Source organism: Synechococcus sp. Nb3U1 (assembly GCF_021533835.1).
GTDB lineage: Bacteria > Cyanobacteriota > Cyanobacteriia > Thermostichales > Thermostichaceae > Thermostichus.
In genome coordinates, this window is the sequence record NZ_JAKFYQ010000002.1 from 726,518 (window position 1) to 749,578 (window position 23,061).

General features: G+C 57.0%; 20 protein-coding genes, 1 tRNA gene and 1 pseudogene. 14 read left to right on the forward strand and 8 right to left on the reverse strand.

The window, feature by feature from the left end; all coding sequences use genetic code 11:
- Positions 1–11: 11 nt before the first annotated feature.
- The 5 genes from truA (at position 12) to prfA (ending at position 3,184) form a co-directional block, all read left to right on the forward strand.
- On the forward strand, positions 12–863 hold the full coding sequence (truA, locus tag L1047_RS13945; RefSeq protein WP_235279561.1) for a tRNA pseudouridine(38-40) synthase TruA: 852 nt from the start codon (positions 12–14) through the stop codon (positions 861–863).
- 18 nt (positions 864–881) lie between these two features.
- Entirely contained in the window at positions 882–1,337 is a 456-nt protein-coding gene (gene rplM / locus L1047_RS13950; protein ID WP_235279562.1) for a 50S ribosomal protein L13, read from the forward strand.
- Entirely contained in the window at positions 1,334–1,744 is a 411-nt protein-coding gene (gene rpsI, locus L1047_RS13955; protein ID WP_235279563.1) for a 30S ribosomal protein S9, read from the forward strand. The genes rplM and rpsI overlap by 4 nt, the downstream gene beginning before the upstream one ends.
- An 80-nt stretch (positions 1,745–1,824) precedes the next feature.
- The gene (rpmE, locus tag L1047_RS13960; RefSeq protein WP_235279564.1) at positions 1,825–2,049 is read left to right on the forward strand and encodes a 50S ribosomal protein L31; all 225 of its coding nucleotides are present in this window, start codon (positions 1,825–1,827) and stop codon (positions 2,047–2,049) included.
- Between the two features lie 55 nt (positions 2,050–2,104).
- Positions 2,105–3,184, forward strand: a complete 1,080-nt coding sequence (prfA, locus tag L1047_RS13965) for a peptide chain release factor 1 (RefSeq protein WP_235279565.1) — start codon at positions 2,105–2,107, stop codon at positions 3,182–3,184.
- A gap of 54 nt (positions 3,185–3,238) precedes the next feature.
- Here the strand turns inward: prfA and L1047_RS13970 are convergent, their stop codons facing one another.
- Positions 3,239–4,051, reverse strand: coding sequence for a carbohydrate ABC transporter permease (locus L1047_RS13970; RefSeq protein WP_235279699.1), 813 nt, complete (start codon positions 4,049–4,051; stop codon positions 3,239–3,241).
- Positions 4,052–4,145: 94 nt separating this feature from the next.
- Positions 4,146–5,357 carry an ABC transporter substrate-binding protein gene (locus L1047_RS13975; protein WP_235279566.1) on the reverse strand — a complete coding sequence of 404 codons (1,212 nt, stop codon included), beginning with the start codon at positions 5,355–5,357 and terminating at the stop codon, positions 4,146–4,148.
- 347 nt (positions 5,358–5,704) lie between these two features.
- Between L1047_RS13975 and cobJ the strand changes: the two genes are divergently transcribed.
- From cobJ to cbiE, 3 genes and pseudogenes are all read left to right on the forward strand, one after another.
- A complete protein-coding gene (gene cobJ, locus L1047_RS13980; RefSeq protein WP_235279567.1) occupies positions 5,705–7,642 on the forward strand; it encodes a precorrin-3B C(17)-methyltransferase in 1,938 nt (645 codons plus the stop codon).
- A 163-nt stretch (positions 7,643–7,805) separates the two neighbouring features.
- Positions 7,806–8,413 (forward strand): annotated as a pseudogene (locus L1047_RS13985) (RNA-guided endonuclease TnpB family protein); the annotation flags it as partial.
- A 266-nt stretch (positions 8,414–8,679) separates the two neighbouring features.
- Positions 8,680–9,945, forward strand: a complete 1,266-nt coding sequence (gene cbiE / locus L1047_RS13990) for a precorrin-6y C5,15-methyltransferase (decarboxylating) subunit CbiE (RefSeq protein WP_235279568.1) — start codon at positions 8,680–8,682, stop codon at positions 9,943–9,945.
- A gap of 54 nt (positions 9,946–9,999) precedes the next feature.
- Here cbiE and L1047_RS13995 read toward each other — a convergent pair whose 3' ends face one another.
- The 3 genes from L1047_RS13995 to L1047_RS14005 all read right to left on the reverse strand — a co-directional run bounded on the left by L1047_RS13995 (position 10,000) and on the right by L1047_RS14005 (position 13,129).
- Positions 10,000–10,938 carry a DMT family transporter gene (locus L1047_RS13995; RefSeq protein WP_235279569.1) on the reverse strand — a complete coding sequence of 313 codons (939 nt, stop codon included), beginning with the start codon at positions 10,936–10,938 and terminating at the stop codon, positions 10,000–10,002.
- A 114-nt stretch (positions 10,939–11,052) separates the two neighbouring features.
- Positions 11,053–12,165, reverse strand: coding sequence for a glycosyltransferase family 9 protein (locus tag L1047_RS14000; protein ID WP_235279570.1), 1,113 nt, complete (start codon positions 12,163–12,165; stop codon positions 11,053–11,055).
- A gap of 97 nt (positions 12,166–12,262) precedes the next feature.
- Positions 12,263–13,129 carry a hypothetical protein gene (locus L1047_RS14005; RefSeq protein WP_235279571.1) on the reverse strand — a complete coding sequence of 289 codons (867 nt, stop codon included), beginning with the start codon at positions 13,127–13,129 and terminating at the stop codon, positions 12,263–12,265.
- Between the two features lie 400 nt (positions 13,130–13,529).
- On the opposite strand from L1047_RS14005, the gene L1047_RS14010 reads away from it, so the two are divergent.
- On the forward strand, positions 13,530–14,810 hold the full coding sequence (locus L1047_RS14010; RefSeq protein WP_235279572.1) for a DUF4912 domain-containing protein: 1,281 nt from the start codon (positions 13,530–13,532) through the stop codon (positions 14,808–14,810).
- A 95-nt stretch (positions 14,811–14,905) separates the two neighbouring features.
- On the opposite strand, the gene L1047_RS14015 is transcribed toward L1047_RS14010, so the two are convergent.
- The gene (locus L1047_RS14015) at positions 14,906–15,943 is read right to left on the reverse strand and encodes an anthranilate phosphoribosyltransferase family protein (protein WP_235279573.1); all 1,038 of its coding nucleotides are present in this window, start codon (positions 15,941–15,943) and stop codon (positions 14,906–14,908) included.
- A gap of 14 nt (positions 15,944–15,957) precedes the next feature.
- A complete protein-coding gene (locus L1047_RS14020; protein WP_235279574.1) occupies positions 15,958–16,902 on the reverse strand; it encodes a LysR family transcriptional regulator in 945 nt (314 codons plus the stop codon).
- 279 nt (positions 16,903–17,181) lie between these two features.
- On the opposite strand from L1047_RS14020, the gene L1047_RS14025 reads away from it, so the two are divergent.
- The 5 genes from L1047_RS14025 (at position 17,182) to L1047_RS14045 (ending at position 21,354) form a co-directional block, all read left to right on the forward strand.
- Entirely contained in the window at positions 17,182–18,249 is a 1,068-nt protein-coding gene (locus L1047_RS14025) for a serine hydrolase domain-containing protein (RefSeq protein ID WP_235279575.1), read from the forward strand.
- Positions 18,250–18,259: 10 nt separating this feature from the next.
- Positions 18,260–19,207, forward strand: a complete 948-nt coding sequence (locus L1047_RS14030; protein WP_235279576.1) for an XdhC family protein — start codon at positions 18,260–18,262, stop codon at positions 19,205–19,207.
- A 201-nt stretch (positions 19,208–19,408) separates the two neighbouring features.
- Positions 19,409–19,482, forward strand: a tRNA-Met gene (locus L1047_RS14035).
- 189 nt (positions 19,483–19,671) lie between these two features.
- A complete protein-coding gene (locus tag L1047_RS14040; RefSeq protein WP_235279577.1) occupies positions 19,672–20,292 on the forward strand; it encodes a M15 family metallopeptidase in 621 nt (206 codons plus the stop codon).
- Positions 20,293–20,658: 366 nt separating this feature from the next.
- The gene (locus L1047_RS14045) at positions 20,659–21,354 is read left to right on the forward strand and encodes a TPM domain-containing protein (protein ID WP_235279700.1); all 696 of its coding nucleotides are present in this window, start codon (positions 20,659–20,661) and stop codon (positions 21,352–21,354) included.
- Positions 21,355–21,519: 165 nt separating this feature from the next.
- Here L1047_RS14045 and L1047_RS14050 read toward each other — a convergent pair whose 3' ends face one another.
- Complete coding sequence (locus L1047_RS14050) at positions 21,520–22,827, reverse strand: serpin family protein (protein ID WP_235279578.1); 1,308 nt, start codon at positions 22,825–22,827, stop codon at positions 21,520–21,522.
- Between the last annotated feature and the right edge of the window lie 234 nt (positions 22,828–23,061).

Sequence of the window (23,061 nt, forward strand, 5' to 3'; positions counted from 1 at the left end):
CAAGGGATCCCATGCAGTACCGTCGCATCGCCCTTAGAGTTCAATACCTCGGCAGCGCCTTTCATGGTTGGCAGCGTCAGGCGGCCCACCGCAGCGTGCAGGGGGTTTTGGAAGAGGCGATCGCTTCTCGGGCGGGGCACAAAGTCATCTTGCATGGGGCCGGACGGACGGATGCAGGGGTGCATGCGGCTGGGCAAATGGCCCATTTTGACACCACCTCTACCATTCGCCCCAGCGATTGGAGCAGGGTTTTGAATGCCTGTCTGCCGGAGGATGTGGCGGTGCTGGCCTCGGCGGAAGTGCCCGATTCCTGGCATGCCCGTTTTTCGGCAACACGGCGACGGTACCGTTACCTGATCCTGAACCGGGAGCGCCCGGATGTCTTCTGGCGGTTGTTCAGTTGGCATGTGCGCTGGCCCCTTCAGGTGGAACGAATGTCAGAAGCCCTCAACTCACTGCTGGGGGAGCACAGTCTGGAAGCCTTTCGCTGCACGGGATCCAAACGAGCCCACTCTACAGTTCAGGTGCAGGAGGTGCTTTGCCAACGGTTGGGGGAGATGGTCAGCATCGAAGTGCAGGCCAGTGGCTTTCTCTATCGCATGATGCGGCTGTTGGTGGGATCCCTGCAGGTGGTGGGTCGTGGCGAACTCAGCCCAGAGGGTTTTGTGCGGCTGTGGCAACAGAACGACTGGAGCCAGATGCGCACCCGCTACAGTGCCCCGCCGCAAGGGTTATGCCTGACGGATGTGGGCTATGCTGCGGATCCTTTTGGCCAGCTTTTTGCCCATTCCCCCCCGTTTTGGGTTCTGCCGCTAGCCGCTCCTCCTCCGACTCTCGCTCCTCTTGCCCATTCCTTCGGTTGATCTTTTCCTTTTCCTGCTATGAACAAAACCCCCCTTCCCACCCCGCAAACCACGACCCCTCGGTGGTACCTAGTGGATGCCGCCGATCAGCGACTGGGTCGCTTGGCCACTGCTGTTGCTACCCTGTTGCGGGGTAAACACAAGCCCGACTTTACCCCTCACCTAGATATGGGTGATTATGTCATTGTGATCAATGCTGAAAAAGTGGCGATCACCGGCAGAAAGCGCACCCAGAAGATTTATCGGCGCCACTCTGGCCGTCCTGGTGGGATGAAAACCGAAACCTTTGCTCAACTCCAAGCCCGCTTACCGGAACGGGTGGTGGAAAAAGCCATCAAAGGTATGTTGCCCCACACCCGCTTGGGCCGCCAACAGTTCACCAAGCTGAAGGTCTACGTTGGGCCACAGCACCCCCACGAGGCACAACAGCCTCAGGTTTATCCTCTCAACACGATCCCAGGAGCAAAAGCATGACGCAAGCGAGCAGCAGCCCAGCCGTCTATTGGGGAACCGGACGCCGCAAAACCGCCATTGCCCGTGTCCGTTTGGTGCCGGGTACTGGCCAGGTCACGATTAATGACAGACCGGGCGACCAGTATTTGCAGTACCAGGAACTATTGTTGGCCAATGTGAAGGGGCCGCTGGAGATTCTCGGGTTGGAAAACGCCTACGATATTCTGGTGCGGGCCCACGGCGGCGGAGTTCATGGCCAGGCGGATGCGATCAAACTCGGGGTGGCACGGGCCCTGTGTGAGATGGATCCCGCCAACCGTAGCCCCCTCAAAGTGGAGGGCTACTTGAAACGGGATCCGCGGGCGGTGGAACGGAAGAAGTACGGCTTGCGCAAGGCCCGCAAAGCCCCCCAATACTCGAAGCGTTAATTCTTGGTTAGGTTGGGGATTGACTGGGATCCTTGTCATTGTTTTTCATGGATGGACATCAGGTCAACTTGGAGGTTGTCATGCCGAAAAAAGGATTGCACCCGCAGTGGTACCCGGAGGCCAAGGTGATTTGCAATGGAGAGGTGGTGATGACTGTGGGATCCACTCAGCCGGAGCTGAAAGTGGATGTCTGGTCGGGCAATCACCCCTTTTTCACGGGCAGCCAAAAGATCATTGACAGCGAAGGTCGTGTGGAGAAGTTCATGCGCAAATACGGCATGGGGGGCAGCAAAAAGGCCAAGTAGCGCACAGGGCCTGGGTGTTGTGAACAACGCTTGAATTCTTCTTGGCGCTAGGTCTATGGCTTCTGCTCAACTGATCGATCAGCTCAAAAACGTCGAAACCACCTTTGATGAACTGACGGTGCGTCTAGCGGATCCGGACGTGGCCACTGACCCAGCTGAGTTGCAACGCATCGCCAAAGCCCGTTCCTCCCTGGAGGCGACCGTTCAGGCCTTTCACGACTGGCAAAACCTGATCCGAGATCTCAAGCAAGCCGAAGAAGTGTTGCGGGAGTCCGCTTCCGATCCGGATATGGCGGCAATGGCCACGCTGGAGCTACAGGAATTGCGCTCTCGGCAGGAACAGCTCGAAGCGCAGCTCACCATCCTGTTGTTGCCTCGGGATCCCAACGATGACAAAAACATCATGTTGGAGATTCGCGCCGGTACGGGTGGAGATGAGGCGGCCTTGTGGGCAGCGGATTTGGCCCGCATGTACATTCGCTATGCCGAGAGCTTGGGGTGGTCGGTACGCTTGGCGAGCCTCTCGGAAGGGGAACTGGGGGGTTATAAAGAAGCGATCCTGGAAATTCAAGGGGATCAGGTTTACAGCAAGCTCAAGTTTGAAGCTGGGGTACATCGGGTACAGCGGGTGCCAGCCACAGAAGCTCAAGGGCGTGTCCACACCTCGACGGCAACCGTGGCGGTCATGCCCGAAGTGGATGAAGTGGATGTGGTGATCGACCCAAAAGATATTGAAATGAAGACAGCCCGATCCGGCGGGGCAGGTGGCCAAAACGTCAACAAGGTGGAAACGGCGGTGGATTTGATCCACAAGCCCACTGGCATCCGCGTGTTTTGTACCGAAGAACGGTCGCAATTGCAGAACCGGCAGCGGGCTATGCAAATTTTGCGGGCCAAGCTCTACGAGATCAAACTGCAAGAACAACTGGCCTCGATTAGCTCCAACCGGCGCATGCAGGTGGGTACGGGATCCCGCTCGGAGAAAATTCGCACCTACAACTACAAAGACAACCGCGTCACCGACCACCGCCTGAATCAGAACTTCCCTCTGCAACCGATTCTGGAGGGGGAGTTGGGGGATCTAATTCAAGCCTGTATCGGTCTCTATCAAAAAGAATTGTTGGCAGAGATGTAGTCTTCTGAGTTGTCTTTTCTAAGCCTGATCCACATGATTCATTAATGTCGCTCATTAATGTCGCTCTTCTTTGGAATAAAGCTGAACGGCCCCTAACGACAACAGTAACACCACCCCAAACAACACCAACCCCATCGCCGAGGCATAGCCCATTTCTAAATGGCGGATCCCGCGTTCGTAAAGGTAGTAGACCAGGGTGAGGGTGCTGTAGACCGGGCCGCCGCGGGTGAGCAAGTACACTTCTTCAAACACCTTCATGGCAGCAATGGTGGAGAGAATCAGCACCAAGAGTTGATAGGGGCGCATCAGGGGTAGGGTAATCCAGCGGTGTTGCTGCCAGCGGTTGGCCCCATCCAGAGCGGCGGCTTCGTACAAAGGGGTTGGGATCCCTTGCAACCCTGCCAGGTAGATGACCATGTAGTAGCCCAAGCCCTTCCAGAGGGTGACCAAACTAACGGCAAACAAGGCCCAGCGGGGATCCGTCAACCACGGGATCCACACCGCATGCCCCGCTACCAGCGAAAGGATGTGATTCAAGAGGCCATTTTCCGCGTACAGCCAACGCCAGGCCAAGCCCGCCACCACCACCGAAAACACCACCGGCAGGTAGTAGAGCAAGCGAAACATCCCAATTCCAGGCAATGACCGATTCACCAGAATCGCCAATCCCAGTGGTAGCCACACTAGGGGCGGCACCACCAAAGCCACGTAGAGCAGCGTATTCCCTAAGGCTTTCCAAAAGAGGGGATCCCAGGTCAGGCGGCGGTAGTTTTCTAGGCCAACCCAGGTGGGGGCACTGAGCAGGTCATAGCGGGTCAAACTCAGGTAGAGAGCTTGCAACATCGGCCAAAAGGTGGCAATCCCCATCAATATCAGGGCCGGCAATAGAAACAGGTAGGGGCCGGAGCGGATCCAGACCTGTTCCCCTCTCTGTGGGGACGAGGACGGAGATGAATCTTCTTTAGCCATTCCAGCGTTGGGCCGCATCCTGCACCGCTGCCTGCACCGACTTTTCTGCCAACATCGCCCGTTGCAACTCTTCGTAGAGGATGTTTTGCAAATCTGCCAATCTTTCCATCGGAGGGATCAACACCTGCGAACGCTCCAGTTGGGCGGCACTGACCAGGCGAGCTTTGTCCAACACCGTTGCAGCTGTACCCGTAAAATAGGGATCCGCCGCCGTCGCCACCGTAGAGGGTAGGGTATTGGCCAACTGGGAAAATTCCAGTTGGTTCTCGGCATTCGTGAGGAAGAGGGCCAGGTGCACCGCCCGCTCTGGATGGGGGGTTGCTTTGGGAATAGCCACATTCATCACCGCCGCACTGACGCGCCCATCAGCTCCAGCAATTTGGGGGGCCACATCCGTCACAGCGGCAATATCGGGGGCATTTTCTTGGATTTGCCGTAAAAACTGCGGCCCGGTTAGCAAAAAGGCCAGTTCCCCCGATTGATACAGCTCCAGGGTGCGGCGGTGGCTTTCTGTGAGCACCTCCCGTGGGATCCCGCCCGACTGAAATAACTCCACCCAGTAAGCAAAGGCCGCTTCTCCCGCCGGATTGTCGAACCCTGCTTTCCCGTTTTCATCCAGCAGCGGCAGGCCCATCTGCACCATCGCCTCCAGCACCTGCGCTCCATCCATGGTCAACATGAAGGCGTACTTGCCGGTGCGCTCCCGGATTTGGGGGGCGAGCTGGGCTAACTCAGCATAGGTACTGGGAGGGGTATCGGGATCTAAGCCAGCTTTTTCCAGTAAAGCCCGGTTGTAGAGGGTAATGTCACTGGCCACGTACCAGGGCAGGCCAAAGGTGACCGCGGAGCTGGATCCGGCTCGCACCAGTTGGTTGGCCCGCCAGAGGTTAGGGAAATAGGCGGCTCGCTCCGTTGCAGAGACCTGCATCTCCAGATCCACAAGAGCATCCCGTTCGGCAAGTTTGCTGGCAAAAGGCGGATTGAGGTTGACCACATCTGGGCCTGTGTTGGCGGCCACTGCCGTCAGGATTTTGGTTTCCATTTCCCCCCAGGGCACATCCACCCATTCCACACGGGTATCGGGGTATTGGCTCTGGAAGTTGGCGATCACCCGGTTTAGGTAGTCCTCGAAGGTGGGTTTCAGTTGCATCGTCCAAAAGCGGAGGCGGATCCCAGTTCCCCCATTAGACGTATTTGTACCCACGGGTCTTGCACCTCTTGCACCACAGGCTCCCAGTAGTAGGGCGGCGGAACTGAGCAAAAATCGACGACGGGATGGGATCCTCACCACAGTGTTCTCCGACCTCAGGTGAGGCTATTTTACTCCCAGCCTGCTGTTGCTTTTGCCCAAGGCCTTCTGATTCAGATTCTGAGCAGATACAGCCTTTTCCAGTGTTATCTGATACAGCAGATTCAGGTCAATCCCTTGCTCCATAAGGTTCTTTGCCTAGCTCAAGGGCCTGTGTGAAGTCGCAAAAGGCTGTAGGGAATGAGTCTGTATGAAAGCCATATGAACTGTAATGGATCTAACAGGAGTTCACCCCCCACTCTATGAAGCTTGCCCTCTTTGCCCCGACCCCGCATGGCCGCCAGATTGCCGCTCAACTGGGATCCCTTCTGACCCGCCAACCGCTCACGACCCAAGATGCGGAGTCTGATTCTAGTCCGCCAGATGCCATCCTCTACTGGAGCAAAGCCAACCCCAACGGGGATCCCCTTCCCAAGCCCTGGCAAGCCTACGCCGATCCCAGCAACCCTTCTGGGCCGGGATCCCTCTCAGAAGCAGTTGCCCACATCTGGCTGCAGGTGCAAGGGTGTCTATTTGTCTTGGCCACTGGCTCAGTGGTACGCTTGATTGCCCCTTTACTGCAGAATAAGCACAGCGATCCGGCAGTGGTGGTGGTGGATGAGGCGGGCCGCTGGGTGATCAGCTTGTGTGGAGAACATGTGGGCGGCGCCGATGCCTTAGCCCGGCGGGTGGCTGCCGCTTTGGGGGTAGAGCCGGTGCTGACGTCTGGTTCCGAGGGATTGGGGATCCCACCTTTGGATTTGCTCGGGGATCCCTATGGGTGGCGGCGGGGAAAAGGGGATTGGACTCAGGTGGCGGTGGCCCTGAGCCGGGGAGAGCCTGTACAGGTGCAGCAAACCTGTGGCACAGAACTTTGGCGGCGGGCTTGGCCTGCGGAGCAACGGCTGTTCACCCCAACGGCGCAGGCCGTGGCCCAAATTTACATCGGCGAACAGACCCTTCCCACAACAGGGATCCCAACCGTGAACTGGCATCCGCGGATGCTTTGGGTCGGGATTGGCTGTGAACGGGGCACCAGCCGAGCTTGGCTGGAGGGATCCCTGCGGCAGCTCCTCCAGGAACAGGGGCTGGCCTGGGAAGCCATTGCCGGTTTGGCCACCTTAGCGGTGAAGCAAGACGAATCGGGGCTTCTGGAACTGGCTCAGGCGTACGATTGGCCCCTCCACTTCTTTGCGGCTGAAGACCTGGCTGGGATCCCGGTACCACACCCTTCAGAAATAGTTCGTCAAGCGGTGGGTACCCCTTCGGTGGCGGAGGCGGCTGCTCTACTAGCGGCAGAGTCTCGAAGCCAGCTGCGCCAGAAGTCTGTTCACGAAACTGCGGCTCCCCAAGCAACCTTAATCTGCCCCAAACGAGTTTGCACTTCCCCCTCCAAGGAAGCCTGTACCCTGGCGATCGCCCGTGCCCCCCGAGAATACTCGCCGCGCTCTGGACACCTGTGGCTGATCGGTACTGGCCCTGGGGAGCTGGCCCAGCTTACCCTTGCTGCTCGTATGGCCCTCACCCAAGCGGATGCGGTGATCGGTTATCAACTCTACCTGGACTTGATTGAGCCTCTGTTGCACCCCGGCCAAATTCGGGATCCCTCCCCCATTACCCAGGAGATCCAGCGGGCGGAAAGAGCCATCACCTGGGCAGAACAAGGGCTTAGGGTAGCTGTGATCTCTTCTGGAGATGCGGGCATTTATGGCATGGCAGGCCTGGTGTTGCAGTGTTTGGCCCAAAAGGAATGGGATGGGATCCAACCTTCCCTGGAGGTATTACCCGGCATTTCAGCGCTACAGGCAGCAGCAGCCCAGTTGGGATCCCCTTTGATGCATGACTTTTGCGCCATTTCTCTATCAGATTTGCTCACTCCTTGGCCGGTGATCGAAAAGCGCCTCCAGGCAGCCGCCACCGCCGATTTTGTGGTCGCTCTCTACAATCCACGCTCCAAACAACGGCTGGATCCCTTCCTCAAAGCCATTCACATTTTTTTGCAGACACGTTCTGGCCATACCCCGGTGGCCTTGGCCCGTAACCTTTACCGCCCCGGACAAGCGCTCCACCTTACCACGCTTGCGGATTTGGATCCCGAGCAAGTGGATATGTTGACACTGGTGCTGATCGGCAACTCTAACACCTTTCAGTACGGCCAAAGACTGGTTACTCCCCGGGGCTACCGTTTGCGGGATCCCTGAGAAAGCACCAGTCAGCTAGAGCAGCAGGAGCCCCGCGCTCTGGCAAAGCCGTTGTGCCGGAGGCATAGGGTCGGGAGGAATGCGCGTCCGGCGTAGGCACGCAGCCGGAGAAGAATCTATCGGACATACAGACAACCTCACTCTGATGAAACAGAATGGAGCCATGAATCAAGTCCTGACTATCTTCTGCAAACTCAAGGCATCTGAACCGCAAGCCATGAAATTGGATGCGACTTGGGAGGCCTTTGTGCAGGCGTTGAACTGGGTGAACCAGAACACGCCAGAGCAGATAGTCAATGCAGTGAAGTTGCAATCCCTCTGCTACTACGAGGTTCGTGCTCGCTTTGGTCTGTCGAGTAATCTGGCTCAACAGGTCTGCAGGCGAGTGGCAGGCTCTTGTCAGGCTCTTGTAAAGTTGCCAACCAAAAGCATCGTCTGGTGAAAGTGTTTAAGGTTGGGTTTGTCACCTATGACGCCCGCATCTTCTCGTTGCGACAGAAAGACTGGACGGTTTCACGCACCACCGTTGAGGGTCGGGAGCGCTTTGAATTGGCAATCGGCAACTACCACAGAGGGATGCTAGCAGGTTCTCACCCCAAGTCTGCCACGCTAGTCAAGCGAAAAGATGGCTCCTATTACCTCCAGATAGGTCTGGAGTCGGAGCCGCCAGAGTCGCAGGAAACAGAAGCAGTTTTGGGTGTGGATTTGGGGCGTACCGATATTGCACACACTTCGGAGGGGCAGCACTGGAATGGGCAAGACCTAACCCAAAAGTTCGAGAGCACTGAGGTTCCTGGTTATCTAGCAAGATAACTGGAGGGCTACTGAAAGCCCGCGCTCTATGCCTAGCATAGAGTGTCGGGTAGTTTGATGACAGGCTGGCCTCACGACCCCGGAACGAGCAGTTTCGGGAACGGGATGGCCGTCTGATCGAGGCTCAACTGGGGTTCATTCGGGAAATACAGCGGGAAGTGGCCGAGCTGCGCCTGGATTTTCTCAACCCTATGCGCCAATACCACCCACCCATTGAACGTTAAATGGCTACAGTCAATCCATCTGCCCGGCCCTCCAAGCTAGCAGTGGTGGGGATAGCCCTGGATGGTTCCGTTGCCTCTTGGGGGATCCCACCCCTATCCGAAGCGCAAACCTTGGCCGGGGTGCCCCATCTTCTGCACCATTTTGCTGATCATCCGGCTCGCAAGGTGCCTTTGACCGGAGCTGTGGAGGGTTGGATCCCGCTCTTGAAACAAGAACTGGCCCAAGGATCTTTGGTGTTGTTAGCCAGTGGGGATCCCCTCTTTTTTGGCATTGGGAGGTTGCTCACGGAGCACTTTTGTGCGGAAGAATTAGTCTTTTATCCCCAAGTCAGCTCGGTGCAGTTGGCCCTGAATCGATTGCAAATCCCTTGGCAGGAGGCAACGATTTTCAGTGTGCATGGGCGAGGATTAGAGGGGCTAGAACCCATCCTTAAACAGGGCTCTTCCCCGGTTGTTGTGCTGACGGATCCGCAGCATTCCCCCAGCCTACTGATGCAATTGATCCAGGATTTACGCTTGCCCACTCGCTATCAAGCTTGGGTGTGTAGCCAACTGGGATCCCCTCAAGAACAGATAGTCCCCCTAGAGGCATACCAGGATCAACCCTTCCCCAGTCCCAATCTAGTGGTGCTGCGGCGGGTTGAACTGGAACCGGATCCCACTCACTGGCCGCTGGTGGGGATCCCGGATGATCAATTTCATACCTTTCCGGATCAACCGGGCCTGATCACCAAACAGGCCATTCGTCTGCTTACCTTGGGAGCCCTGCAACTGCCACGAGCAGGAGTTGTGTGGGATATTGGTGCGGGCACAGGTTCAGTCGCCATCGAAATAGCGCGATTATCGGCGGGGCTGCAGGTGTACGCGATCGAACGCAACGCCATGGGTATTCGCTTGATTGAGCGCAATATTCAACGCTTTAGCCTTGAGAATGTCCGGGTGATCCCAGGTACGGCCCCAAAGATATTGGAGTCTTTGCCGGATCCGGATCGCGTTTTGCTTGGAGGTGGGGGGAAATCCATGGAATCCCTGCTGCCCCTATTGCAGGCCCGGCTCAGGCCCCAAGGGGTTTTGGTGGCCAACTTCGCCACGCTGGAAACCTGTAGCGAAACTCTGCAATGGCTACGCTCTCAGGGCTGGCAAGTCAGGGTAGAGCACATCCAGATCTCCCGTTCGACCACCCTGGCTGAGGGGACCCGTTTTGCCCCTCTGAATCCGGTTTATTTACTGCAAGGGATCCCTTCGTCAGCTTGGGTACCACCCTGATTGTTCAGTCTTCCTGTCCGGCGCGGCAGTCACCCTACACGCAAGGGCAATGAGCTAGACACCACTGGTACGGGCCTGGGTTTGCAGCATTCTCCAGCGGGCCTCGCCGTACACTCCCGATGTAGCTCCGGCAAAGATGAGTGCTCCGCCCACACAGGTCCACAAATCCGGGATCTCGGCGAAGACCCAAAATCCGATTAAGCTAGCCCAGATCAGGCGCGAGAAATCCAGAGGCATCACCGTCGTGACATCCGCCAACTTATAGGCTTGGGTGAGGGCCACCTGCCCGATGGTACCCAACAACCCCATCGCCACCATCCACAGCCATTGCTCAGGAGAGGGCCAGGTCCATACCCAAATGGCGGCCAGAAAGGACATCGGCGTTTGCAGCAGGCCCATGTAAGCGGTAATCGTTACACTCGACTCAGTGCGCGACAGCATTTTGATCACGATTGTTACCCAGGCAAAGAGGGCCGAAGCGATCAAGGTGAGCCATATACCCAGGGATCCCCCCTGAAACCCCGGCCTCAACATCACCAAAGCCCCAGCAAACCCAAGAGTCAAAGCCAGCCAACGGTAAGCCTGCATCCGCTCCTGTAACACCAACACCGCAATCAAGCTGGCAAACAGCAATTGGGTAAAGCTCAATGCCGTGGCCTCCGCCAAGGGCAAAATGCTGGCGGCCCAAAAGGAGAGCAACATCCCCACGGTGCTGATCACCCCCCGCGATAGGTAAAGGCCCATCTTGGCGGTGCGCAACGACTGGAGCCCTGCCTGCAGCACCAACGGTGAAAGGGTGAGAAACCCAAACAGATTGCGCAAAAAGACAATCTGAAAGGGATGAATGGCAGGGGAGTTGAGCCGGATGATCGCCCCTAGAGAGGCAAAACAGCCCGTGGCCAGCAATATCAGGGCAACCCCCTGCCAAGCCTCTACCTTTCCCAGTTGCTCAAAGCGGCAGACCTGCCGACGATACCATGTCCCCAGAACCACAGCTCACACCCAAACGTTTTAAGCACTAAATAATTAGCCTAATCGGGATCTTGGGGTGGCCGGACTGTGCTCCTCCGCAAAAGATGGATACAGATGATACTGAGCTCAGGATTTCTATAGGATTTCTTGTAAGTAGCCGATCACCGTTTCGGGAGCGAGGTGGGCCATACAGGGGTGCCCTTCCACCAGGCAGCCTTCGTTCTTAAATTTCTTTTCCAAGCAAACCTGACATTTGTAGGCGGTTTGGGTGACATAAACCTGGGCCATGCGAGGTGCCCACAGCCGGACTGGGCTTGCTCCGTCCCCATCGGCATCGTTGCCAAATAGGGCAATGGTTGGACAGCCCACCGCCGCTGCAATGTGCATCGGGCCCGCATCCACAGAAATGCACACCTTGGCTCGTTTCAGCGCCCCTGCCAGTTCGATCAGGGAGGTTTTGCCCCGCAAGTCGAGCATCCCGGTCTGGGCCAACAGGTCATCCTCGCTACTACCCGCGTGATAGAGGGATCGCTGCACCTCCGGGGCACTGCCAATTAAGCCCACCTGCAGCCCTTGCCCCTCGCACCACTCGATCACCTGTTTCCAATAGTCCAGCCGCCACATTTTGGCGCTGCGGGTGGTGGTGATGTGCACCAAGACCTCCGGCACCGGAAAATCGGGATCCCGGCTGGGCAACTCCAAACGGAAAAAATCGGTCTCGACATAGGCCAAGCGGCAGAAGATCTCGGCGATGTAGTTGCTGCTGAGCACATCCCTGTAGCGCTGCAAAAACTCTGGGCTATTCCAGTCGTCATCCTGGAGCATGCGTTGCACGGGGTCAGAGCCGGGCTCCAGCTTGCGGCGAAAATCGAGGGTCAAACCGGCTCCGGCAATGTACTGGGGGCGTAAAGCCGTCACCGCTACTAGGTTCAATTCGCTAAATTCATCGCAATTCACCGCCAAAGTGTAGGATCCCGCCTGAGCCACCCGCTCTCGCACCGCAGTCGTAAGAGCTTCTAGATAGTCTGGACGGCGGCTGTAGAGGGGAAAGCTGAAGTCGATATAGGGGCAATGGATTTCGAAGTCGTGGGTGATCTCGCTGCCAAAAAAATCCAGCACACAGCCGGGGTATTTCTCCTTGAGACCTCGCAACAACGGAATGGTGACGACAAAATTGCCCACCTTCGTCGAGGAGAAGACGGCAATGTGGGGGTGTGCTCCCAGGGGCTGGTCAGCGAACCGCTGCATAGTCAAGGCGTTACACCCAAAAGGACAGCCGTTAGGCTAGCATTCCACGCGCAGGGGGCGGCCTCAAAAAATAGCAAAAAATAGAACTAGCTTTTCCCTAAGGCAGGCTGGCCTGGTTGGCATCCCAGATCACCACCACCGCGAAATTATTCAAAAAGCCGTCCACCTCGTTCATCTGGCGCAAACTGAAGGCATCTTCAGCCGTGATCACCAAGTCGTAACCAAGGGTGCGAATGGCGCGAATGTGGTGGGGGCGTTCTCCGATGCGATTCACCAGTGAGCGGGCCTGCTCTTCGGAAGTGGCATAGGCGGCGGTGCCCTCACTTCCCACAAAGGCCGCATTCAGGTCTTGGCTGAGATTGAGGGGGGTATAGACCTGGTTGCCATCGGGATCGAACAGGCGCATCGACTGGCTGGGCAGGAAATCTAGACCACGGGCATCCACGATCAGACCCGTGGTTTGTGGCCCCCACTGTTGGGCGCCCGCCTCTAACCCAGTTCCCCCGCCCGACCCTTGGCCTGGGCCAAACCCCGAACCTGGGCTCGAGCCACGCACGCCGCTTTGACCGGTGCCCGGCCCAATCACCTCTCCCTGCCGGGATCCTGAGCCACTGCCGCCGGGGCTGGTGCCAAATTGCTGTAACAAATCGAGGTTGAAGACAGGGCCTTCCGCCAGTTCAGTATCCAGGGGATCCACCGGATCCACCACTTCGTCGGATCCCACCACACGCCAAGGGGCTTCCGCTGAACTGGGTTGCTCCACAACTGGTTCGGCTTCGGGGGAAGGGGTTGGAGGGGATCCCCCTTGCAGGCGGTAGATGACTCGGGGCGTGGGGGCGGTACTGGGAAACAAGGTTTGCGAATGAGCCGTTCTAATCTTTGGTGCCGAATCAAATCCCGCCAGGAGGATCCCCAAGAAAACCAGGCCAACATTGCCCAAAGGTTGCCAGTTCCACCACCGCATCACAACACCTCCTGTGCAGCTCACCCTCCCCCCATCCTACTGACCTAAGGCTTATCTGGCAGGGGATCCCGCGCAATCCGGCCCTCCTAGAGGTGCAGCTGCGGATCCTTATTAGAGGTTGCATTTCTATTGACCCTTTGCCCACAGAAAACCCGTTTTGATCCCCAGCGATCCCCAAGCTCTTGACCCCCAGTCCGAAATACGTAAACATGAGTTCATAATTTCTTTGATCCCCGTTGATCCCCAACCTACGGTCATCAGCGGCTGGGAAGCCCAAGCAGTAGGCTAATCACGTCAGTGGGCCGGAGGCCATACCGGCCCCAAGCTGGGAGCGGCCTTTCCGTCAGAAGCTTGAATGTTCGCACAAAGCCCGATTTGTTGAGGATAGGAGACCCCGACCATGCCACAAGAGCGGATTCCATTAGAGGAAATGACTATCCGGCAGCTGCGAGAAGAGGCAGCCCGGTATGAAATTCCCAAATATAGCCGTATGACCAAGGATCAGCTGGTGCTCGCCATCCGGGAGGCCCAGACTGTTCGCAGTGGTCGTCCCACCGATGCCATGCCAGAACCCAGAGGACAAGAGCCCGTGAGCGGAGCCAAATTTAATAGCCAAACCGATACCAAGCTGCACCTGGCAGATGTAGACCAAACCCTGGGGGATTTGCCCGGTGGCTACGGTGAGAGCCGCATTGTGCTGCTGCCCCGGGATCCCCAGTGGGCCTACACCTATTGGGATGTGCCCAACGATGCCAAAGAGAGCAAGCGCCGGGAAGGGGGCCAGCAGTTGGCCCTACGCCTTTACGATGTCACGGACATTGATTTCAATTACCAATCCGCCCACAGCATGCAGGAATATCCCTGTGATGAGTTGGCGCGGGAATGGTACCTGCCGATTCCGGTGAGTGATCGTTCTTATATTGTGGAAATTGGCTACCGGGCTGGGGATGGCCGTTGGCTGGTGTTGGCCCGTTCTGCTGCTGTAGCGGTGCCCCCGGTTTATCCCTCCGACTGGTTTGAAGAGCAATTCCTGACGGTGCCCTTCGATATGGCTCTGCAAGGTCGCACCCTGTACCAACTCAATGAACCCTACAAGCGCAGTGCAGGGGGCCTGGGTGTGGTGGCCTACAAGGGCAATGAACCTCAGCAAGGTGCCGTTACCGATCGCTTCTTTGAGATGGTGGGGGGCTTCGAATCGATGCGGGTGGCCGGATCCCTGTTTGGTAGCCACCAGATGGGTAGCCGTCAAATGCTGCCGGAAGAAACCCTTAGCTCGTTTGTCATCCCCTCCGGGGTGGGTATGATGTCCATGTCCATGGCGGAAGTGCCTGCTGCTCCCTGGATGGCCTCTGGGTCTGGTTTGGGCCTCTTCTCGGGGGCTTCTGAGGTGATGCCACAGCGCTCTCGCAAGTTCTGGTTGGTGGCGGATGCCGAGCTGATCGTGTACGGGGCTACGGAGCCGGATGCCACGGTTACCATTGGCGGGCGGCAGATCCAGCTGAACCCGGACGGCACTTTCCGCTTCCACATGGCCTTCCCGGATGGCAACATCGACTTCCCCATCTTTGCGGTAGCCGCGGATGGCGAACAAAATCGGGAGATCCACCTTACCTTCGACCGCAGCACGCTGGCGCGTCGCACCAACACCAAGGAAGAAGCGGTAGAGGAATTGTTGCCCTAAAGTCTCCTTCAGGTCTTGTTCAGCTTACATAGGCTCTCCTTGGGAGGGCCTTTTTTTGTGAGTTGAAGGGGCGCATCAGGGATCCCTGCATTTTCTTACAGATAAGAGGGTTGTACCCGGTGAGCCAGTTGCTGTAGTTTATCCAGCACCCGCCCTGAGCCAAACAACTCCTGGGCCAGTTGGATCCCGTCCTTCAAGGATTGGGCATGGCCCAAGTGCCAGAGGTAGCTACCCCCATTCCACAGGGCTGCGGGGGATAGGTCGCAGGGTTCGCCCGCCAGCACCTGCCGCAGCTGCTGGATCAGATCTTCTGAGCTACCCAAGGGTATTTCTGAGCCGGCTAAGTCATAATCACGGGCTTTCAAGAGCAGTCTTTCTCCACTGTGGTTGAGAATGGCCACCCGATCTCGCGGTAGGTCGCAGCTGCCCTCGAGCCCTTTGACAGTGGTAAAGGTAGGGATCCCACGTAGGGCAAAAAGCTCTATCATCGTCGCCTCGGTGGGGGGATGCACATACCCGGCAATCAGGTGAAAAGGGCCGCTATAGGGAGTCCAAACCAGCTCCAGGGTGGCCAAAGGGGGGCGTTTGCCAATCTGATCCCGATAGTCCATCAGGGCTTGGGCTTGGGGAAAGCAATCCGGCAAATATAAGAACCCCAACCCGGTTTGCTCCAGTAATTGCCCCACCCGTCCCAAAGAGAGGCCGCGCCATTCCACTCCCAAGCCGCGCCAGATCGCCTCCAGCGGTAGACCATATTTGGTAGGGCACAACCCTGAACCATGCAACAGCACTGCCGATCCTGCCGCCGCCAATAACAAGGCCACCAAAACCCCCACGGGAGCGGTACGAGAGCGCCCATCATAGGGGTGCCCAAAGATGATCAAGGGGCCTGGCAAATCCCGTTCCGGCAGGAGCGGCCCATGTTCTTCGTAGGCATCGAGCATTCCCGCCAGTTCCTCTGCCGTGGGACGTTTGATACGATGGGCAATCAGGAAGGCGCCAATTTGTGCGGGGGTGGCCTCACCCGCCAGGATCATTCGGGTTGCGGTCGCCGCTTCAGCACGGGTGAGATCTTTGTGGGTGTGAGCGCCACTACCAACTTTTTTCAACAGTTCCCGAAATTCGTGGCTCATAGAATCAGCGACCGTTACAAAGTCTGCAACAGCTTAGCGGATAGGTGGGATGCATTTGTGCCAGCCATCGGCACAACCAACTGGGCTGCCAATTGCAAAAAACGCTGAATCGGCGGGATCCGGTGGCGGTCGGTGGTGGTGACCATGACAACTTTCCGTTCCAACAGGGGGGCTTCTGTGGGTCTGACCTGCAAATCCGGATCAGAGTAACAATCCACCAGCGCCGATTGGGGTAACAAGGCAATTAACTGCCCTTGTCGCACCACCCCCCGAAAGGCATCGAGGGTATTCAATTCTAGGGCTACCTTTAGGGACAACCCTTGCTGGGCCAGATGGGATCCCACCAGCGAGCGCATCGCATAGCCATCCTTAAACACCGCCTGCGGATACTCTGCCAGCACCTTCCAGGGGATCCGCTCATACTGGCTGAGGGGGTGACAGGCGGTCATCAGCACTTGAATCGGCTCAGAATACAACGGCTCCACCACCATTTCCGCACCACGGGTCATCAGGGGGTTATCCATCACCAGCGCCACATCCACCAGGCCATCTTTCAACACCTTCAAAGCGCGGTCGCTACCTAAGGCTGTCACCCGCAACTGCACCTCTGGGTATTCCCGACAAAACTGTTGCAGCACCGGCGGCAATTGATGGGCGATCAGAGAATGGATCCCGGCGATGCACAATTCCGTTTGTTTGCCCTGCAGTAGTTCCGAAATACTCTCCTGGGCCCGTTGCCACTCCTGACAGATGCGGCGAGCGTGGGGCAAGAGCCGTTCTCCGGCTACCGTCAGAGTCACGGGGCTTTTGCGGTGCAACAGGGGAGTGCCCACCTCTTCTTCCAGGGCTTGAATTTGCCGGCTAATGGCCGATTGGGTCAACCCACTCAGGCGGGCAGTGGCCAAAAAGCTGCCCGTTTCTACCACTTTCAAAAAAGCTTGCAACAGCTCAATGCGCACAGGGGATCCTCTTGGGGCCAAAACCCATTCTGTGGTGGCATCCTAGCTAGGGAACCCATAGGCTTTTGTAAGCACTGTTACAAGACCTAAAAGCCGGACATAAACCGGACATACAGCCTTTTCCGACTTCACACAGGCTCTTGAGCTAGGCAAAAAAACTATGGAGCAAGGGATTGACTTGAATCTGCTGGATCAGATAACGCTGGAAAAGGCTGTAAACGGAGATGAAAGTCGGTGCGCTGGGATCCCACACCCCTAGAAACCGTGATGGGTTCTGCGATGCCTAAGCTTTTTCCAGCAGCGCAAGTAGTGATTCGGCAGGGTGGAGAACTCCTGTCGGCCCGCACCTTTGGATATCTGGATCCGGGGGCCAATACGCAACCTGTGCAGCTAGAAACCCGTTTTGACTTGGCCTCCATCACTAAGCTCTACACCGCCACCGCCTGCGTGAGCTTGATCCAAACCGGACACCTGCACTTGGAGCAGCCTCTCAGCACCCTGTTGCCAGAATGGCAGGGATCCCGCCCGATTTGCCCCTATGAGGATCCCTTGCAACCGGGGCAATGGATTGCGGTGGCAGCCCCGGATGATGGCCCAATTTCAGCAGAACAGGTCACTTTACGGCAGTTGCTCACCCATACCTCCGGCCTGCCCGCCTGGCGACCTCTATTTCGACAACCAGATGCCGCATCAGCCCGGCAGATGGCCATCAACACTTTTTTTTCCTACAGGCCGGGATCCCGTGTGATCTACAGCGATATCGGCTTCATTTTGCTGGGCTTCGGTCTAGAGCGCCTGACGGAGAAAGGGCTAGATCAGATCCTGCAAAACACCGTTCTGGATCCCCTCAATCTACGACACACTCAGTTTTTCCCTCTCTGGGTTCCGTTCCCCAACCAACCGACCTGTGCTCCCACCGAGTTTTGCACCTGGCGACAGCGCCGCATCATCGGGCAAGTTCATGATGAAAATGCCGCTCGCCTGGGAGGGATCGCTGCCCATGCCGGGCTATTTGCCTCCGCTGAAAATGTGGCAATCTTTGGGGAGAGTTTTTTGCAGGGATCCCTGCTCAAACCGGAAACCGTGGCAGAAATGACCCGTGAGCAGGTTGGGGGTCGGGGCTTGGGGTTTGCCTTGCGCTCTGCGGATCCCTTGGCCAGTAGCTCCCCCTTTAGCGCAAGCGCTTTTGGCCATACGGGGTTTACCGGAACTTCTCTGTGGGTCGATCCGCAGCGAGATCTGGTGGTAGTTTTGCTCACCAATGCCGTCTACCACGGTCGGCACGAAAATGGGTTTCAGGCTTTTCGGGTGGCGGCGCATCAGGCCATTCTAGAAGGGCTTTCTTGAGCAGGTTGGGGTGGAAGAGGGTTTTTATCGACAACTGGCTGCAATGCTCTCGGTGGGTCCGCTGGTAGTAGCCACCGTGATCCGTACGCAGGGATCCGTGCCGCGGCAGGTGGGGGCGAAACTCGCGCTGGGAGCCGATGGCCGTCTGTTGGGCACTATTGGGGGCGGTGCCGGAGAAGCCAAAGTGATTGCTGAGGCCCAGACCCTTGTGCAGACAGCCGATGCCGTCGGGATGGAGATCTCTATCGATCTGAGCGGCTCTCCCCTGGGCGTATGTGGGGGGCGAATGCACATTTGGCTGCAACAGTGGCAGGGATCCGTGGCCCAAGCGCTGGTGGCAGGGATTCTCCAAGCTTTGGAAGATGGGACTAACCAGCAATTGATCACCCCTCTGGAGCCACAGGGATGGCCCTATCTCAGCTCGGAGTTCCAGGCGATCTCGAGCCCTCGACTGATCGGCGGATCCCTGGTTGAGCCCCTCACCCCTTCCCCCACCCTGCTGATCGTCGGGGCTGGTCATTGTGGGAGCCCGTTGGCCCAAATAGCTCACTGGGCCGGGTTTCGCATTTGGATTCAAGATGACCGACCTGAATATATCACTCCAGAACGTTTCCCCACCGCCGAACGGCTTTGTCCGCAAGCATTTTCAGAACTGACCCCAGACCTCAGCCGCCGCTCAGAACTTTACATAGCCCTGCTCACTCGCGGCTACACCCTCGACTGCCAAATTTTGCGCACCCTCCACCAAGCTCAGCTGTCCTACCGCTACCTGGGCATGATCGGCAGCCGCAGGCGGGTGAAAACCGTGCTGCAAACCCTGGCCCAAGAAGGGATCCCTGCCAGCGATTTCCCCTGCCTCCATGCCCCGATTGGCCTGGAGATCCACGCCGAAACCCCTGCCGAAATCGCCATCAGCATTACCGCCCAACTGATCCAGGTACGTCGGGCGCAAAACTAAGCTAAAGCCTTTTCCGACTTTACGAGGAGCCTTGTGACCCAGAGCCTGGGTCACCTTAGGTAGAGCTGCATCCTTGTCAAGCCAACGGTGGTGCTCCGCACCTTGCCTAGCAAGACTGACTTGGACTAGCGGTAATCGATAACGCTGGAAAAAGTTGTAAGTTGCCATCAGGTGAAGAGAAAGGTTAGCTTAGGAAAGCGGCGCGGGGTAGAGCAGCCTGGTAGCTCGTCGGGCTCATAACCCGAAGGTCGCTGGTTCAAATCCAGTCCCCGCTATCTCCAGTTGATACTTGTCGATGCTTAATGAATCGACCTGAGCAAGAACCCCTGACCGATTTGGCGAGGGGTTTTTTGTTGTCCCACGGGATCCAAAAAATCAGGAGGGATCCGGCTTGACATACTCAGCTCATTCACTCCACAAGTCCCTGGGCGCTAATCTGATCATGGTTACGCCCCTGAACCGAGATGATTGGTACCCTAGCGACGGTGGATTTGGTTGAGCTGACCCGGTTGGATCCCACGCTGAAACTGGATATTCGCTATGCCCGCTGCGATAACTTTCTCGGCTATCCGGTGTATGCGCAGGCACGGGCTTTTTTGCAACGTCCGGCGGCGGAGGCGGTGGTGCGGGTGCATCGTCGCCTGGAACCAGAAGGGCTGGGGTTGCTGATCTTCGATGGCTATCGCCCTTGGTCGGTGACACGGATCTTTTGGCAGGCGGTTGCCCCTTCTCAGCGGGCTTTTGTGGCCGATCCCGCTAGGGGATCCCGCCATAATCGGGGCTGTGCGGTGGATTTGTCTTTGTTCGATCTCGCCACCGGCCAAGCGCTGGAGATGCCGAGCGACTTTGATGAAATGACGGAGCGCTCCCATATCGATTATCCAGGAGGATCAGAGGAGGCCCGCCGCAATCGGGCTCGACTGCAAGAAGCCATGGCCCAGGAGGGATTTACCGTTTATGTGCGGGAGTGGTGGCACTACGACCATCCCCTCTGGACTCGGTACCCGATTCTGGATTTGAGTTTTGAGCAGTTGGCTCTGGAACAAGATTTGCCTCCTGCAGAACCTGTCGAGCCATGCAGGTGAAAGTTAAGGTTACCGCTATTGTGGCCACCAACCCCACCAGTCCAGCGTTTGGGGCAATGGAGCTCTGGATCCCTTCACTGAATCCAGAGGGATCCCCCAACAACGAACCGATCGATATAGACATAGTCGGGATCCCCCTGGCCAAACGGTTTGTTCCAGTGCATGATGGATCCATAAGAACTTGAAACACTTCTTAACATTAGTTCTCAGCATCTCAACATCGGAACCGCTTTCAGGGGAGGAATCAGCATGAGCACAGGGTGGCCACGGATACTCCGCATTGGGGTAGGTCTTTGCGTTGGGTTGTGCCTTTGGCTTGGTGGGGGATCCCCGATTTGGGCGCAGCCTGCTTTGCCCGTGGTGCAGATGGATTTGCCTCAGCCCGCCTTGCCGGTTTTGGATTTGGCGGATCAGTTGACCAGTACTCAAGAAACCCAACTGGCGCAACAACTCACCAAGTTAGAGCAAGACACGGGTTGGAAACTGCGGGTACTCACCCAGTTCGATCAAACGCCAGGCCGCCAGGTGAAAGACTATTGGGGCTTAAATGAGCGCAGTGTGCTGATGGTGGCGGATCCGAGGGGGGGGAACCTACTGGCTTTTAATGTGGGGGATGGGGTGCGAGAGGTTTTGCCGCGTACCTTTTGGATTGAGCTGCAATCTCGCTTTGGCAACCAATTTTACGTGCGGGAGCATGGTAGCCATCGGGCGATTATAGAGACCGTGAACACCTTAGATCGCTGCTTCCACCAGGGGGGTTGCCGGGTGGTACCCGGACTACCGCAAGAGCAGTGGATCCTGACGTTGGTGACCTCCATTTTGGGAGGTTTTGTCTTCGGGTTTGCCGGTAAACCCCGTCATGCGGAAGAACTATTCAACTGGCGCTGGGCCTTATTAATTTCCCCGCTCTGGTTCATTTTGTTCGGTGCATTTGGTATTGGCCCAGTGGTGACGCGCACTACCGACTGGATCCCGTTGTTGCGCAATGTCATGGGGTTTGCGGCGGGAGCTTTGTTGATTTACTTGGCACCCATCTCTCGCCCGGTTCAGGATCCCCAGTAGGTTACAGTAGGTCATTTTTGTGAATTCGCTTGGAATCCCGGAGAACAGCCCCAGGTGGGAGTTGGGTTTTGTCAGGGGAGATCACGGCCTACATCATGGGTATTAAGTGGGTGTGGAGAGCCTAGCCCGTGGGGATCCAGCAATCCAGCTTCAGTTTGGCAAGCTTTACCGGGGATCCACCACCGATCCCATAAACAGCACCGCCTCCGTTTCTGTATCTCGGATGGCAAACCAGAAGGGGCGATCCGCCACCAATTGGAAAGGTTCCTCGCGATCAGTGGCCGTACGAGAGATGATCACCCCGGTAACCGCCGCCGCTTCGGATCCCTCTTCGTTTACTTCAATAACGGCCTTATGGATCACTTGGCTGATCTGGGCCGGTTCAGAAGTCATTGGGCTAAAATCGGCACGGTCGGAAAAGGCAATTCCCATGCCCAATTGCTCTAAAACGGGGATCAAATCGGTCTCATAGGCCAGGTTAAATTTCGGGATCCGTACCGAACCCGCCCGTGACCGCAGGGATCCCATCCACTCACCCCACGTTTCTGGGTTGAGCTCTGCTCGCAGCGCATCTAGATCCACATCCTCCTGCGGCAAGAGGATCAGCATCTCCATTTCCCCTTCCCCGTAAGGCAGACGCACCACTTGTAGCAGATTGGTTTCCAGGTAGCCATAACGACCGGATTGAGCCATCATCGGCACCTCTACCTGGCTGCCATCTGGGAGGGTAAAGGGCTGCAATTGTGTTTGGTCGGGATCAAACTGCTGCGTCCACTCCCCCTTAAAATAGATGGCATTCAGCAACACCATCAGATCATCGCGGCTAAGACGATCGACAATGCGGTCGATCTTGCCTTGGGTGCGATCCTCCACCCAAGTGTTGATGTCTTCTACAGTTTGCCGGGATCCGAGATCCACCCGGTTCACCACCGCTTGGTAATAGCTGGCCAGAGCTTGTAAAAACTGTGGCCGCAAGGTGATGGCTTGATCCACCCAGAATCCATTGGCAATTTGCACTCGCACGTTAGCCTCTTCCTCGTCAGAACCTGGAGAAGGGTGAGAACTTTCTGCCAAACGGCGCACCAATTGGGTATTGGCCCAGTTCAACTCGGTGATGGACAACTCTTCTGCTTCTAGAACCTCGGCAATGGCAGCCTGGGTCTCTCCAGAAGCACCGTTATAGACCATGCTCAGAGCCAAACGAATGCTCAAGGGTGAGAAAAAGAGGTTCTCTTCAGGAGCCTGCTGGAGCAACTGATCAAACAATTTCAGGTCGAAACGGGTCTGAGCTTGTTGTGCCACAGCTTGTTCTCCATACCCTTCCCCGTGAGTCACTGTTGGTTCAAACGGGATCCGCACTGGGGTTTCTTGCGCAACCGAACGGGATCCCAGTAACAATAGACTGAGCAGCGCCAAGAGCGGGAGCCGACTCACGACCTTATAGGGCCAATTCAAAGGATTGATCAGGCGCATGGTGGCTTTCCTCCCAGAGCGTCGGGTTGAGGTGATGGGTTCTATGGCTATGCTATCGAGTCGGCCATGGGCTGCTCCTACCCAGGGTGGCCATTTCTGCTGCGCTTGTGTTGGAGCAACCTTGGCAGTTTCTGGCAGGCGGAAGTATACAAGGGCACCTATGAGTTAGCTAGAGAGCTTCTTGCCAGGGATGCCGTGCAGATCGACCGGGATGCCCCTCATGGGTACAACAAG